The organism is Camelimonas lactis, assembly GCF_004342915.1.
Classification (GTDB): domain Bacteria; phylum Pseudomonadota; class Alphaproteobacteria; order Rhizobiales; family Beijerinckiaceae; genus Camelimonas; species Camelimonas lactis.
The window spans coordinates 98,599-113,897 of record NZ_SLWL01000010.1 but is presented as its reverse complement, the minus strand read 5'-3'; the positions used below and the strand labels follow the sequence as shown (position 1 = coordinate 113,897).

At 63.4% G+C, this 15,299-nt stretch carries 10 protein-coding genes, 1 tRNA gene and 1 pseudogene; 4 read left to right on the top strand and 8 right to left on the bottom strand.

What is annotated here, in order from left to right:
- Nucleotides 1–59: 59 nt before the first annotated feature.
- Nucleotides 60–1,673, bottom strand: a complete 1,614-nt coding sequence (locus EV666_RS12135) for an acyl-CoA carboxylase subunit beta (RefSeq protein WP_132008165.1) — start codon at nucleotides 1,671–1,673, stop codon at nucleotides 60–62.
- Nucleotides 1,674–2,137: 464 nt separating this feature from the next.
- Here EV666_RS12135 and EV666_RS12130 point away from each other — a divergent pair, with 464 nt between their 5' ends.
- Nucleotides 2,138–2,797 (top strand): TetR/AcrR family transcriptional regulator, encoded by a 660-nt coding sequence (locus EV666_RS12130; protein ID WP_132008162.1) that lies wholly within the window; start codon nucleotides 2,138–2,140, stop codon nucleotides 2,795–2,797.
- Nucleotides 2,798–3,151: 354 nt separating this feature from the next.
- Here EV666_RS12130 and EV666_RS12125 read toward each other — a convergent pair whose 3' ends face one another.
- The 4 genes from EV666_RS12125 to EV666_RS12110 form a co-directional block, all read right to left on the bottom strand.
- A complete protein-coding gene (locus tag EV666_RS12125; protein ID WP_132008159.1) occupies nucleotides 3,152–3,931 on the bottom strand; it encodes an ABC transporter ATP-binding protein in 780 nt (259 codons plus the stop codon).
- Complete coding sequence (locus tag EV666_RS12120) at nucleotides 3,928–5,688, bottom strand: branched-chain amino acid ABC transporter ATP-binding protein/permease (protein ID WP_207906407.1); 1,761 nt, start codon at nucleotides 5,686–5,688, stop codon at nucleotides 3,928–3,930. The genes EV666_RS12125 and EV666_RS12120 overlap by 4 nt, the downstream gene beginning before the upstream one ends.
- Nucleotides 5,689–5,783: 95 nt before the next feature.
- Nucleotides 5,784–6,824: a branched-chain amino acid ABC transporter permease gene (locus EV666_RS12115; RefSeq protein WP_132008153.1), complete on the bottom strand. Its 1,041-nt coding sequence runs from the start codon at nucleotides 6,822–6,824 to the stop codon at nucleotides 5,784–5,786.
- 258 nt (nucleotides 6,825–7,082) lie between these two features.
- Entirely contained in the window at nucleotides 7,083–8,276 is a 1,194-nt protein-coding gene (locus tag EV666_RS12110) for an ABC transporter substrate-binding protein (protein ID WP_132008150.1), read from the bottom strand.
- Between the two features lie 539 nt (nucleotides 8,277–8,815).
- On the opposite strand from EV666_RS12110, the gene EV666_RS12105 reads away from it, so the two are divergent.
- From EV666_RS12105 to EV666_RS12095, 3 genes and pseudogenes are all read left to right on the top strand, one after another.
- Nucleotides 8,816–8,891: transfer RNA gene (locus tag EV666_RS12105), tRNA-Phe, on the top strand.
- Nucleotides 8,892–8,977: 86 nt separating this feature from the next.
- Nucleotides 8,978–9,451 (top strand): DUF6538 domain-containing protein, encoded by a 474-nt coding sequence (locus EV666_RS12100; RefSeq protein ID WP_165909999.1) that lies wholly within the window; start codon nucleotides 8,978–8,980, stop codon nucleotides 9,449–9,451.
- 650 nt (nucleotides 9,452–10,101) lie between these two features.
- Nucleotides 10,102–10,557, top strand: a pseudogene (locus tag EV666_RS12095) (ribonuclease H family protein); the annotation flags it as partial.
- A 315-nt stretch (nucleotides 10,558–10,872) separates the two neighbouring features.
- Here EV666_RS12095 and EV666_RS12090 read toward each other — a convergent pair.
- The 3 genes from EV666_RS12090 to EV666_RS12075 form a co-directional block, all read right to left on the bottom strand.
- On the bottom strand, nucleotides 10,873–12,597 hold the full coding sequence (locus tag EV666_RS12090) for a hypothetical protein (protein WP_132008141.1): 1,725 nt from the start codon (nucleotides 12,595–12,597) through the stop codon (nucleotides 10,873–10,875).
- A gap of 33 nt (nucleotides 12,598–12,630) precedes the next feature.
- A complete protein-coding gene (locus tag EV666_RS12085; protein WP_165909998.1) occupies nucleotides 12,631–13,788 on the bottom strand; it encodes a dsDNA nuclease domain-containing protein in 1,158 nt (385 codons plus the stop codon).
- 587 nt (nucleotides 13,789–14,375) lie between these two features.
- Nucleotides 14,376–15,164 carry an AraC family transcriptional regulator gene (locus EV666_RS12075; protein WP_132008132.1) on the bottom strand — a complete coding sequence of 263 codons (789 nt, stop codon included), beginning with the start codon at nucleotides 15,162–15,164 and terminating at the stop codon, nucleotides 14,376–14,378.
- Nucleotides 15,165–15,299 lie beyond the last annotated feature (135 nt).

Genomic DNA, 15,299 nt, shown 5'->3' with positions numbered 1-15,299 from the left:
TGTGATCGCCGCCGCGCATGGAGCGGGCGCGGCGGACAGGCGGATTACAGGAACCCGGCCTACATGCGCCCCACGCCAAAGGTCAGCGGACGCACCTGACGCGCACGGCCCGAGAGGCAAACGGACAGCGCCATGCCCAGCACGTTGCGGGTGTCGCGCGGATCGATCACACCGTCGTCGAGCACCGCGCCGGAGGTGTAGAAGGCCGACATCTGGCTCTCGAAGGTCTGGATGATCTTCTGCTTCATCGTCTCGATGCCCTCCACGTCCACCGGCAGGCCGCGCGCCTTCGCGCCGTCCTCCATGACGATGGCCATGGTCAGCGCCGCCTGCTCCGCGCCCATGACGGCGGTGCGCGCCGTCGGCCAGGAGAAGGCGAAATCCGGCGTGAAGCCGCGGCCGCACATGCCGTAATTGCCGGCGCCGTAGGAGGCGCCGCACATCACGGTGAGTTGCGGCACGGTGGCGTTGGCCACGGCCTGGATCATCTTGGCGCCGATCTTGATCATGCCGGCCCGCTCCGACTCCGTGCCGACGATGTAGCCGGTGGTGTTGTGCAGGTAGATCAGCGGCGAGCCGTTCTGGCAGCAGGCGTGGATGAACTGGGTGGCCTTGTTGGCGCCGGCGGGATCAAGCGGGCCGTTGTTGGTGATGATCCCGATCTGCATGCCGAACAGCTTCGCCTGGACACAGACGGTCTGTGGGCCGTAGAGCGGCTTGTACTCCATCATCTCCGAGCCATCGACGAGGCGGGCGATCACCTCGCGCATGTCGACCGGCTTCTTGTGATCCCTTGGGAACAGGCCGAGCAATTCCTCGGGATCGAGCGCGGGGGCCGGCCCTTCCGGCAGTTCGTTGCCCTGGGTCCAGCCCAGATTGCCGACCAGTTCGCGCAGGATGCGCACGCCGTCGACGTCGTCCTCGGCCAGATATTCGGCGAGGCCAGAGACGGTGGCGTGCATCACCGCGCCGCCCAGCTCCTCGTCGGTGGCAACCTCGCCCGTGGCCGCCTTGAGCAACGGCGGGCCGGCCAGGAACGCCTTGGCGCGATCGCGCACCATGATGACGTAATCGGCAAGGCCGGTCATGTAGGCGCCGCCGGCGGTGGATGAGCCATGGGTCAAGGCGATGACCGGGATGCCGGCGGCGGACAGGCGGGCCAGGTTGGCGAACAGGCCGCCGCCGATGACGAAGTCCTCGACCTTGTAGCCAAGCAGGTTGGCGCCGGCGGATTCGACCAGATGGATGAACGGCAGCCGGTTCTTGATGGCGATGGCCTCAAGCCGCAGCATCTTGTCGCCGCCCATGGGCTGGGCGGAGCCGGCGGCGATGCCGGCGTCATCCACCACCACCATGCAGCGCACGCCGGAGACGTAGCCGATGCCGGCGATGCTGGAGCAGCCTGGCACGGTTTTGGCCGGGTTGCTGACATCGCGCAGATAGCCGGCCAGCGAGCACAGCTCCAGCCAGGGCGCGCCCTCATCCAGCGCCAGGGTCAGGCGCTCGCGCGGCAGCAACTGGCCGCGTTTGACGAAGCGCGGGCCGGAGGCGGCAGAGGCGTCGCGGGCGCGCTTTTGCAGCCCGTGCATCTCCGCGATGGCGTCGAGCATGAACGCCCGGTTTTCTTCATAGGCAGGCCCTGCCGCCACCACACGCGACTCGAATGCCGGCATACGCCGTCCTCCCCGTTCAATCGCCGCCACAGGTTGATCCCGGGCGTCGCCAGCCAGACGGACGCCCGGCAAGACCAGCCAGAATCCACCCCGCCTGCTGTTTTCGAAAATTCTTCCGCCAGCACACGCCCCACCGGCGGGCCGCTTCCGCTATTTTCGTTCAGGCGAACAAAATGCGGGACGGATCGTTCCGTTAGTGGTACTACTCAGTACAAAGAGCGGTCAAGAGCCTTCGGGCAAAAACCGCCCGCAACAACGACCGGCGGTCGCCGGCGCCCAATGAGGCGGCGGCGGGCGAAACGGCCGGCGACGGCCGGCGGATGATTTCCGTCGACGGCGCCTGCGAAAAAAGCATCAATGGCAATGCGGGCCATTGAGGATTCCGACAAAAAGCGTGATAGGCGCAGGCAGGAACCATCGGGTACGCCCTGGCGCAGGTGGTGAGGACCGGAGGGGACAACGACATGGCGACGCCATCGGCGATGAAGGACGACGTAGCGCTCTACAAGCGGGAGTTGATCCTGCGCGCCGCCGGCGAACTGTTCTTCCGCAATGGTTACACCGCGACCACCACGGACGCGCTGACCGAGCGCCTGTCCGTTTCAAAGACCCTTATTTACCAGCACTTCCGCAGCAAACAGGACATGCTGGCGACCATCTGTGAGCGCGGCATCAGCGAATCGGTGCAGGTGGCGATCGACGCCGCCGCCCTGCCGGGCCGGGCTGACGAGCGGCTGTTCCGCCTGCTGCACGATTTCACCCTGGTGGTGATCGAGCGGCACGAGTGGATCGCCATCTCCAGCCGGGAAGTCGCCCATCTGCCCGCCGACGTGGACCAGCGCATCCGCGACATGCAGGGCGACTTCGACCGCATCGTCCGCGACATTATCAAGGATGGCCTGCGCGAAGGCGTGTTCGACGTGGAAGACCCGGCCATCGTGTGCCTCGGCATCGCCGGGATGATCATCTGGATTCACGCCTGGTATCGCGGCAGCGGGCGGCTGACGCCGGAGCAGATCGCCGATTCCATGGCCCGCTCCGCCCTGCGGATGGTCGGCGCGCCGGACCGTCCGGCCCTGGAGACAGCGCTGTCCGACAGGTCGTCGACGGGTAAACTGGATTAGGATATTACATCAACCATATGAAATACAGGACATTTCCTGTTACAGTTCATGTGTTGATTCAATGATGTTTCCAGACCGGCGCCATGCGTGGATGCCCGCGACAAGCGCGGGTATGACGCGTTGGGGCATGGAAGCCGGGCCCTGGCATGCCGGACGCCAGTTGGACGCCCACCCGTCACACCCCGCCCCGTCATGGCAAGGCCTGTTCTGACAGGGCTTGTCCTGGTCGGGCCTGCCCTGGTCGGGCCTGTCCTGGCCGTCCAAGCAAGCGGCGGCCGCAACGCGCCATGTACGGAAACGGGTAAGACGTGGTCGCCCGCGACGCGCGCAGGCATGACGCATTGGGGCGCGCGCTCACGCCTCCCCGTCGTCGTCGTCCCCCTCCCCATTCTCATCCTCATCCCCATCCTCTTGGGCGCCGAAGCCGAGATAGGTGGCGGCGACGCGGGCGTCCTCCTGCAGGGCGGCGCTGGGGCCTTCCAGCGAGACGCGGCCGTTTTCCAGCACATAGCCGTAGTCGGAGATTTGCAGCGCGGCGCGCGCGTTCTGCTCCACCAGCAGGATGGAGACGCCGCGCTCGCGCAACGACACCACGATGCGGAAAATCTCGCGCACGATCAGCGGCGCGAGGCCGAGGCTTGGCTCATCGAGCATCAGCAGGCGCGGCTTGCCCATGAGGGCGCGCCCCATGGCCAGCATCTGCCGCTCGCCGCCGGAAAGCGTGCCGGCCAGTTGCCGCCGCCGCTCACGCAGGCGCGGAAACAGATCATAGACCTCCTCCAGCGCCGCATGGGCCGCCGCCCGGCCCTCGCGGCGGAAGCGGAAACGGCCGAGGGCCAGATTGTCCTCCACCGGCAAGGTCGCGAACAGTTCGCGCTTTTCCGCCACCAGCGCGATGCCCCGGGCGAAGCGCTCCTCCACCGACAGCCCGTGGATGGGCGCGCCGTCGAACATGATCTGGCCGCGCGCCGGCAGGATGCCCATGGCGGCGTTGAGCATGGTGGATTTGCCGGCGCCGTTGGCGCCGATCACCGAGACAATGGCGCCGCGCGGCGCCGACAGGGATACGCCGCGCACGGCGTCAACGCCGTGATAGGCCACGGAAAGCTTTTCCAGCTGAAGCAACGCGCTCACGCCACGCCTCCCAGATATGCCTCGAGCACGGCGGGGTTGTTGCGGATCTCTTCCGGCGTTCCCTCGGCCAGGCGGGAGCCGAACTCCATCACCACCAGCCGGTCGGTCAGGCCCATGACGAAGTCCATGTCGTGCTCAACCAGCAGGATCGACAGGCCCTCGTCGCGCAACTGGCGCAACAGCGCCGCCAGCTGCTTCTTCTCACGGTGTCGCAGGCCGGCCGCCGGCTCGTCGAGCAACAGCATCGACGGGTCGAGGCACAGGGCGCGGGCGATCTCGACGATGCGCTGCTGGCCAAGGGCGAGGCTGACGGCGGGACGATCAGCCAGATCGGCGAGGCCGACGCGGCCTAGCTGCCGGTGCGCCTCGGCGAAGATGCGGGCTTCCTCGGCGCGGTCGAGACGCAGGACCGCCCCCACCGCCCCGGCATGGCCGCGCAGATGCGCGCCCAGGGCGACGTTCTCGATGACGCTCATGCCAGCGGCCAGGCGCACATGCTGGAACGTGCGCGCCACGCCGCGCCGGGCGATGACCCGGGCGCGCTCGCCGGTCGCTTCCTCACCAAAATAGCGGATGTCGCCGGAGGTAGGCGGCGTGACGCCGGTGACCAGATCGAAAGTGGTGGATTTGCCGGCGCCGTTGGGGCCAATGAGGCCGACGATCTCGCGACGCCCTACCGCGAACGACAGGTCGTTGACCGCCACCAGGCCGCCGAACTGCTTGCGCAAATCTCTGACGGCCAGCACCGGCGCATCGGCGCGCTGCTCGCCGGCTGAACGGGCGCGCGGCGCCAGTTCGCCGGCTTCCGCGTGGTGGCAGCGGGTCGCCGGGCGGGCCTTGCACAGGCGCAGCACGTGCGGCCACAGGCCGTCGCGGGCGTTTTGCAGCAGCAGCACGAGGATGACGCCAAAGGCGATCGCCTCAAAATTGCCCCGCGCCCCGATCAGCCACGGCAGCCAGTCCTGCAACTGGTCACGAATGATGGTGACGAGGCCAGCGCCAAGAATCGCGCCCCAGACGGAGCCGGCGCCGCCGACCACCGCCATCAGCAGGTATTCGATGCTGGCGTTGAGGCCGAAGGGCGACGGGTTCACCGCCCGTTGCAGATGGGCGTAGAGCCAGCCGGACAGGCCGGCGAGCAGCGCGGCGTAGACGAAGGCGAGAATGCGGGCCCGGCCGGTGTCGACGCCGAAGGACTCGGCCGCCACCACGCCGCCGCGCAGCGCCCGGATGGCGCGGCCAACGCGCGAGTCCAGCAGGTTCAGCGTGGCGATCACCGCCAGCGCCACCGCGCCCCAGATCAGATAATACAGCGACGGCCCGTCGCTGAAGGCGAAGCCGCCGATGGCGATCGGCGGAATGCCGGAAATGCCGTCGAATTTGGCGAACAGGTCCAGATTGCCGACGATGTAGAAGAAGCTGATGTTCCAGGCGATGGTCGCCAGCGGCAGGTAATGGCCGGAGAGGCGCAGGGTCACCGCCCCCACCCCCCACGCGAAGACGCCAGTGACCGCCAGCGCCGCCGGCAGGGCCAGCCACGGATTGACGCCATAACGGGTGGTGAGGATGGCGGTGGTGTAGGCGCCGGCGCCGACGAACATGGCCTGGCCGAACGAGGTCATGCCGCCAACGCCGGTCAGCACCACAAGGCCGATCGCCACAAGGGCGTAAAGGCCGATGTAATTGAGCAGGGTGATCCAGAACTGCGGCAGGCCCGGGACCAGCGGAATGAGCGCTGAGACCGCAAGAGCGGCCAGCGGCGCGACAAGGCGGGCGCCGCGCCCGCGCGGGGCGGTTTCAACGCCAGCGCCAGAAACGCTACCGGCGGCGTTGTCGGTGGAAGCCGGCGTGCTCAATGGTCATCCTCCTCGACGACCGGCGCGCCCCAGGTGCGCCACAACAGGACCGGGATGATGATCAGGAAGACGATCACTTCCTTGAACGACGACGCCCAGAACGAGGCCAGCGCCTCGACCACGCCGACGAGAATCGCCGCCGCCCCGGCGATGGGGTAGCTGGCGAGGCCAGCGATGATGGCGGCGACGAAGCCCTTGAGGCCAATAAGGAAGCCGGTGTCGTAATAGATCGTGGTCAGCGGCGAGACGAGCACGCCCGACAGGGCGCCGATGAAGCCGGCCAGCGTGAAAGCGATGGTCGACGACATGGACGGGGCGATGCCGACCAGGCGCGCGCCGAGGCGGTTGACCGCCGTGGCGCGCAGGGCCTTGCCGGTGAGCGTCAGCTCGAAGAAGGCCCCCAGCGCGGCGACCAGCGCCGCCGTCACGCCCATGATCCACAGGGACTGGCCGGAAACCAGCAGCGAGCCGATTTCGAACATGGCGCTGGAGAACGGCTCGGTGCGCGAGCCCTCGGCGCCAAAAAACACCAGGCCGAGGCCGGTGAGCGCCAGGTGCACGCCGATGGCGGCGATGAGCAGCACCAGGGTGGAGGCTTCAGCCAGCGGCTGGAACGCCATGCGGTAGATGTAAGGGCCCATCGGGGTGATGATGGCCAGCGTCAGGGCGATCTGCACGACGACCGGCGGCTTCATGGGCGCCAGCAGCATGGTGACCGCGGCGACGGCGGCAGGCAGCGCCAGATCCGTGCCGGCGATGGCCAGCACGCGGCGGGCTGACAGCGTGCGCCTACCCTGCCACACCTGCGCCACGGCCGAAACGACGCCGAGCGCCAGCAGCAGCCAGATGGTCGCCGGCGTCTGGCCGCGTTCCAGCAGCGCCAGGGTCAGGGCCCCGAAGCTGACGAACTCGCCCTGGGGAATGAAGATGACGCGGGTGACCGTGAACACCAGCACGAGCGAAAGCCCCAGCAGGGCGTAAATGGCGCCATTGATGACGCCGTCCTGAAGCAGGATCAGGAAAATCGACAGGTCCACGTCGCGTTCCTTGTGGGGCCGAAGGTCGCGGGGACCAGGACCTCGGCGGGAAGCGCAAAGCCCGGCCGGGTCCTGCGCTCGATCTCTTTCATGTGACGCCAGGCAAAAGCATTTTCCCCTCAGGCGGAGCGGCCCGAGGGGAAAACGCCGCCATGCCCTGGCGGGCGGGCGCTTCAGCGCGATCAGGCCCCGGCCGCGCCGGGGCCCGCCTGCCGGGCCCGCCGGCGGCGATATCGCCGCCGGTTTCGCGCCAGCGCCTTACTTGCTGGCGGGCAGCAGCTTCCAGGCGCCGTCCTTGATCTGCACCATGACGCGGGCGCGATCGTCCTGACCGACGTGGTCGGTGGGCGTCATGTTGACGACGCCCTGGGTGTAGACCACATCCTTCGCGTTCTCGATGGCGTCGCGCAGGGCGGCGCGGAACTCCGGCGTGCCAGGCTTCGCCACCTTCAGGGCCGCCGGAATCGCCGCCTGCAGCAGCAGGCCGGCGTCATACATGTGGGCGCCGAAGGTTGACACCGAGCCCTTGCCGTATTTGGCCTCATAGTCGCTGATGAACTTCTGGGCGATCTTCTTCGACGGGTGGTTGTCCGGCAGCTGGTCGGCCACCAGCACCGGGCCGGCGGGCAGCACCGAGCCTTCCACATCCTTGCCGCCAACGCGGAGGAAGTCGTTATTGGCGGCGCCGTGGGTCTGGTAGATCGGTCCCTTGAAGCCGCGCTCCTTCAGGGTGCGGGCGGGCAGCGCCGCCGGGGTGCCGGCGCCGGCGATCATGATGGCGTCGGGCTTCGCCGCCATCAGCTTCAGCGCCTGGCCGGTCACCGAGGTGTCGGGGCGGTTGTAGCGCTCCACGGCCACCAGCCTGATGCCCTTGGCTTCCAGCGCCGGCTTGATTTCTTCCAGCCAGCCCTCGCCGTAGGCGTCGGTGAAGCCGATGAAGCCCACCGACTTCACGCCATTTGCGGCCATGTGGTCAGCGATGCCCTTCGCCATCAGACGGTCGTTCTGCGGGGTCTTGAAGGCCCACTTGCGCTTCTCGTCAACCGGCTCGACGATCTTGGCGTTGGCGGCCAGCGACACGACCGGCACCTTGTTCTCGGCCCCGACCTCGACCATGGCCAGGGTGACCGGCGTCACTGACGAGCCCACCACCGCGTCCACCTTCTCCTCGGAGATGAACTTGCGCATGTTGGCGACGCCCTTGGTGGTGTCGGTGCTGTCGTCCAGCACGATGTATTCCACCGGATGACCCGCCACTTCCTTCGCCAGCAACGCCACGGCGTTGGCCTCAGGGATGCCGAGGGAAGCCGCCGGGCCCGTGCTGGACACGGTGACGCCAATGCGCACCGGGTCGGCGGCGCGGGCGACGCTGCCCGACGCAATGAGCCCAAGCGCGCTGACGCTGATGGTCACAGCGGCGGTGAACGCCGCAATCCGGAATGCCTTCTTCATGCTTTACCCCTGGCCTCAGCCTTGCCCCGTCAGGGAGCTCCGGCCCGCACTGGCCGGGCCGGCCCTGATCCCCACTTCATCGCACCCCTCCACGCGACGCGGCAACCGCACCGGGTGAAGAACGCCCCAATCCGGCCCGGACCGGAAACCTGCCCGCGACCGGGCGGCCCGGACAGGCATACCCGCGATCGCAACCACATTTTCGCGGCGCCAGGCGCGGATTGCGCCGCGAACGCGCGCCACCTTGGTCCTGCGGCGCGCGCCCGATCCAGGCGACCGTCCACATGGCCTGCGACTGCCGCCCACCTGCGTGGACGGCTACCGGCGAGGCGGCGACAAGTCAAGAAACTGAACGGCTTAGAACCTGTCCATCCGACAAAAGACGGAATCTGGCGTGTTTTCCATGTCGCAGCAGCGCAGCAGACGCACGACATTCTGTGGATAGCGTGGTGGTTTCCGACCCCAGCCCCACTGGACACCCGGACCGCCCCCGCCTATAAGCGCCTCACCAACGCGGACGAACACTCCGCGGACCGGTTGCCCAGGTAGCTCAGTTGGTAGAGCATGCGACTGAAAATCGCAGTGTCGGCGGTTCGATTCCGTCCCTGGGCACCACCACTTCCCTAAGGGGTTGAAGGACCAAAGAAATCATCTAAATCAGTGACTTGAGGACTCCCGAGTGGTACAACCGGGTGGTCCAAATGGTCCTTTCGATGGCTCGTCCTTTCAAACATCCCAAGACAGGCATGTACTGGTTCCGCAGGGTGGTCCCAAAGGACCTTCAAGCCCTCGTGGGGAAGCGTGAAGAGCGCCGCTCACTCCGCACCAAAGACCCAGCCAAGGCCCGCGAAGCTCACTCCGCTGTCGCCGCCGAGGTGGAAGCGCACTGGGCGGCTTTGCGCTCCCCGGCCCTGACGCTCAACAATCGTGAAATAGTTGCTCTGGCTGGCACCGTCTATGCGGAGATGGTCGCGCAATTTGCTGGCGAGCCCGGCAGCCCATCGACCTGGGACCATGTTCTGAGGATCGACCAGGAGTTCCGCCAAGCGGGAAAGCTGGAAGAATGGAACGGGGCCATGGTCGACACCCTGCTCAGGCGGAAGGCGCTCCATGTGGACGCCACGACACGAGCGCGGCTGTACGACCACGAGTCGCCGCGACTATCGGTTCCGTAGGTGGTGGACCCGGAACTGTGGGAGTTCCACTGGGACCCGGTGCGGGCATTGTAGCCGATCCCACCACTGTAGCAGTTGCCGTACCTGTCGCAGGCGGCGGAAGCTGCCCCGGTAAAGGCCAGCAGGCCCAAGGTTGCCAGCGCAATAGTCTTCATCGTGTGCCCCTTTGGTTACCCCAAGGGATCGACAACAGCACGGCAGCGGCGACCTGTGCAATCAGGAAGACCCCCACTGGCACCATAAGCCACTGGGCGGTGTCCTGTGGTGACCTGGAGAAGGCCGTGAGTGGCCGTGGAACCTTGTGCCAGGGATGGATTAGCCATCCAAGACCAGCCAAGCTGTAGAGCCCCCTACAGCATCACAGCGCCAGGTAGCTCATGCCCTATGGCCATGCTCCCATGTCTGCATCCTTCTCCGCGCTGCTGTGAAGGGAAATCAGGAATAAGGATCAATAATCATAGGCCCGATCAACGCTCACAGGGCCACCTCCTGCCTGCTGGGGGACCGGGGGGGTTAACTAAGAACGATAAGGCCTCAGCCCCTCTCCCTGAACATGGTGAGCCCTACCGGTCTCCTGAGGAGCCCCTGGGTCAAAATCACCAGAGATCGCCTTCGTCCAATCCTAACGCAGCCAACTCTTTGCGGCGCAATCCAGCCTTGGCAATCCCGGCCCCTCAGGCTGGGCAATCCTGGTCAGGCGACCGGACGGTACGAGCTACACGGTCCTTGGGAACAGCGGCAGCGAGACCCGGACCAACAGCCGCGCCGAGATGTTCGGACTTCTCAAGGCAATCAAGGAGATACCCGAGGGCGACGAGCCGGGCACGGTCTATTCCGACAACCAATATGTCATTGGGGCAGCGACCACCTGGAGAGCCAAGTGGGAAAAGAACGGGATGAAGACCTCCAAGCGGGAGCCCGTGGCGAACGATGACCTGGTTAAGGAACTCTGGGCGGCGCTGGACGTGCGGCCAGGGGTTCGCCTTGAGTGGGTCCGAGGGCACAGTGGTGTCCAAGAGAACGAGACCGTGGACCAGCTATGTCGCTGGGCCTCGGGGCAGGCACAGGCCGGGAACAGCATCAAGCGTTTGAAAAAGCCGGCCTGACTATGGGACCGGACCCCGTCCAACTGAACCTGGCCCCAATGGCGACCTTGTTGAAGACAGCGGCTAGCCAATCGAGGCCTTCGACGGCTGGCATGGACAAAAAAGAGGGCCAAGCGCTGGTATCGCCTGACCCTCTGGGTTCGTCTCTGACCTAAGACGCGGGTCCCCTGCGGTTTGCGCCGTGGGGGACCACTCCGGGATTGCCTCTCACCTCTGACCCTGAGGCAAGGCAGTCCATGGCAACGGTCCAAAACATTCCTGAGAACCTCTGGAAAGCCGCTCCCCCTTGAGAAGGGCGCCGGAGCGAAACGGCTGCTACGACTCTAGAGTCTCATCGTCTGGGTCTTCACTACCGAGCAAATTTTCGTACATGGCATCAATGAATGGGCGCATGAACCGGTAGATATGGTCGTATTGATCTACCTTGAGAAGATGATAGGCCTCATCGAGTTGGATAACCTTATCGAAACTCGACGTCGTCGTCGTTTCCGAGGCTAGTATGATCTGCATATCATCTGGCAATTTCTTGGCGATGTACTCGATCATGATCGGTAAGTTCGCGGTGTCTTGCCCTTGCTGCTGCGGAGAATCTATGACCACAGGCATGTAAAACGAACCGTATTCACTTCGAGAAGTAAACCAAAGGGCAGCATAGTACGCTAATATGGATCTTGGCCCGCCGCTCCCGGAAATCTTTGGTCGACTGTTAAGCCTCATTTTCTTGGTTTCAACAGGTGGCATATTAAGCGCATGCAATGCGGTGGCATAAGAGGCCCGGAAAATAGAGAGGATATTCTTGGACCTTTTTGGGCTGGCCAGTTCGTCAAGCTGTGCCATTAACCTATCGATCGCCGTCACCAAGGGATTTATCTTTGCTTCGAGTTCACCCAGTTCGGCATCGAAGGCAGTAAACGCAGATTCGGCACCCATGGCTCGAACAACATCGTCCAACCGCAGATCGCCCCGTCGCGTCTCAAGAATGGCCGAAATCCGGCTGTAGTTGTCGTCAAGTAACCTTAGACGACCCTTCGAACTCTGCAAAATCTCAACCGCTTTTCGAGAATCAGATTTTAATTGAACAGCGAGACTTCGAAGAACACGGGCATCCTCGGAATAGCGCAAAATGTCCAGAAAGCTCTTGTCATGCTCGGCATGACAGATAGGGCAGACCAGCACCTCGTGCGGCTCTCTTTGCAGAAACACGGCATCACTGTCATAATGAGCCAAAGCCTGCTCTGCCATTTGGACTTGCAGGTCAAGGCTTTCGGCAGCTTCCTTTTCCCGTACGAGGGTATACCTGAGCTTCTCCTGCTCTACGTTCAGCGCCGTGATCTCTTCTGTCAGCCGTGCGATGTCCTGCTTGAAGATGTCCGGCATCGTTTTTGGGCCATCAACAGGCACGATCTTGCAGAACCGATCCCTAATGCTTTTGATGACATTCTCTTCGCCTCTGAGTTCGGCGAGTTCTTTCTGTCGGGCCAACTTCTGCGAATTGAGTTCATAATACACCGGCGGCTTGACGCCTGTGAAATACTCAAGCACGGAGTCGACCGGCTTCCTGTACTGCTGCAATGCAGTAAACGTCGACCAATTTGCGAGCCAACTTCCATCCTGATTTATGTAAAAGGGTAGGAAGAACGCTCTTGCATCTCCTCTCACAGAATTTGATTGCTGGTCGGCAAGAACCAAGTTGAACCCAATGAGGTCAGCAAATCTACGGCCCCAGTCGGTCGCATTAGCGGAAGCGAAACACAGATTTCCGGCGGCGTCGAAAAGTCCACGGTGATTGCGTTGCTGGACAACATAATAACCTGTCTCATCAATGGAAAACTCGACCAGAATCGCCGCGTCTTTGCTCCATCGATCGAGTTCGCCGGTGGGAATCGCTCCGAGTGCAGTGAAAAGCGACTTAACTAGGCTCGATTTTCCGGTGTGATTCATCCCCACCAGCAACGTCTTTTTCGGGCTGAAGCTCTCCTCCCTCGCCCGCTGCTCGCTTTCTGAGAGCAACCATATACTTTTGAATTTGAAGTTTTTCATATGACTTTGTCCGCAGGCTCCTGACGAGGCGCGCTAGCTCTGGTCTACGCATTGCTCGATCGCTTTCAACAAAAAATGAGCTTGAAGTTCGGCCTTCTTGGCCGTGGGAAATCGCGCGCGTAGATGCGTAGTCCCCCTTTCGAAAAAGGGCATGAGATTTGGTTCAAGTTTGTTAACTGCTAGCCACTCATCGCAGCACGCTGAGATCGCGTCGTCGGCAGGCAAAGACCCCCCGAATAGCTTCCGGCTTAATATGGCGGCGGCTGCCGCGCGTATCTGCGAAATCTCCCAGAATACAAGCCTTTCCTTCGAAAGGCGGTCAAGCCATTGCTTAAGATGGAAATCCATGTCGGGGGTCCGCTGGAGGTCCCCCAAGGCAGCGTTCAGCTGCTCCAAGCTATAGCCGTGCCGCGCGCTCATTTCCTCTATTGTTCTGGCCTTAGCCGTCTTCGCTCCAAGCGGGCCCAACTTAGCCAGCAAGCTCTCGACGAAAGCCCGAGCCTGTCCAGCGTGCAAGGGACTCACCCTGTCTAGGTATTTGTGTACAATGCCTATCGTATAGGTCTGCGCGTCATCCACAGGCACATCGACCTTTTCGAGCTTAATCTTCGACAAGTCAGCTTTCACGCCGCCACGCTTGTACACAGTGTCGAGCGCGGCCTGAAGCAGATCAGTAAAGTGCGCGGGTAGCTCGCATAGCGCACTCGGGAGGGATGTTGCTACGTTGCCGCCAGAAGCTAGCGCAAGATTGCATCCTGCGTTGGAAATAAAATTCCCCGTATGTTCCAAGGTCTTGAAACTGGCGAGTGAGGCAGCAAGCTTTCCGAGTGGGCTATCGGCTACTCCATCCAGCGGCTTCGTCTTCTTGGCCTTGCCCGTCGACTTTTTGGAAGGATCGTCGGGGGTATGCAGATTAGTAAGCGCCGACCACGTCCATTCCATGCGATCTTTCTTTTTGATTTGAAATACTTCTATTCTGGTAGGATCTGAGGTCGAATCTAGTATCGCGACGTCTTGGATAGCCTCAAACAGGAAAAGGAAATCGATAGCAGACTCTTCCTTCAAAGCGAACATTTTCACGATCGCCCAATTCTTCTGAAACTCGATTCCCTTCTGATTATGAGCGCCGCCACTTTCTGCAGTGTCTGGATCGCCTAAAGCTAGGATGACTTCGTCAAACGCAGCACTCAACTGAAACGTCCCCTCGCGCGCACCCAATAACAGGCTATTGCCACACTCTATCTTGAGTCAAGGAACTCATAGCGAAATACCGGAATTGGGAAGTCAGCGCCAGCAAATCGGAGGGCGCGCGGCTCAGCGGCAATGATGCGGTTCCCAAAAGCGGAACCAAACTGTGGAGCCTGTCGGTCGACAGATGGTCCAACATGGTGGTACAAAGCTGAGGAAGATCGGGGCACAGAGCCATTGATTTTATTGATTTTTTTTCGTCAGATGCCCGGTCCGTCCCTGGGCACCACTTACTTTTCAAGTGGTTGCGGTCAATTCATCTTCCAGAAAATAGGCGTTATTACCACCCTTGTGACGGCTTCGCTCTTGAGGCGTTTCTCCTCGCCCGCCGCGGTTCCGCCACCTGGGACGACTGCTCCACGCCGCCACGATTGTAAATCATCGTGGTCGACATCCGGGAGTGCGTCGCCCCGCGCATGACATCCCCTGCTGCTGCGCACGCCCCCCAGCACAGCAGCCGGTGGAACGCCGTTGCCTTCAGGCATGTGGACGGCGCCCGCCTGGAAAGCCAGCCGCATTGGGGGGCATCGCTACGCTTCCATGCCGCGCCGGGACATGTATGACTGGGGGCTGCTTCCCATCTCCATGCGAAAGGCATGGACGAACGCGGATGTGGAGCTGTATCCAAGCGCCATTGCGGTGCGGGTCACCGTCAAGCCGCCGCCCATCAGCTCGATCGACCTGAACAGGCGCAGGCGTCGCCGCCAGGCGCGCAGGCTCATGCCGAGTTCCGTCTCGAAACGGCGGGCCAGCGTCCGCGACGACATACCCAACATTTTTCCCCACGCTTCGGGGGAGCGGGCGTCGGCGGGGTTGGCGTGCAGGACCTCGCACAGTGCGCCCAACGCCCTGCTGCGCGGCCAGGGCAGCGCGGTCAGCAGCGGCGTGGCGCGGCGCAGCTGGTCGAGAATCAGCCGCGCCACCCTGCCCACGTAACCGTCTTCATCCGCATGGGCGGCGATGGCCGCCGCCTCGACAATCAGCGCCCGCAGCAACGGCGATACGCCAAAAAGCACGGGCGCCGCCGGCAGATCGGCGCCAGCGCGCCCGGCAATCCACAGGCTGCGGAACTCGGCGCCTTGAAGCGAACCAACCCGGTGCACAACGCCGGCCGGCAGCCAGACCGCCTGCTCCGGCGAAATCACAAACGATCGCTCCTCCGCATGCACCGCGAGCACGCCGTCTATCGCATAGACCAGCTGATGCCAGAGGTGGGAATGCTCGGGAAAATAATGACGGGGCGGGATGGTCTGGGCACGAACCGTTATCGGGTCCGGCGGCAGCGCTTCTGGCGGTGGCGCTATTGTCTCCCAGGACATGGACGTTCCTTGTTGGCGGATTCCCGATATAGAATGACGCCCCGTCGAAATACAGTCACCGCCGTCAGCGGCTATTATCGCGCAACGCCCCATGCGGCCAGCGCCTCCCCGTGTCGCGATGCCCACGAGAGGCCC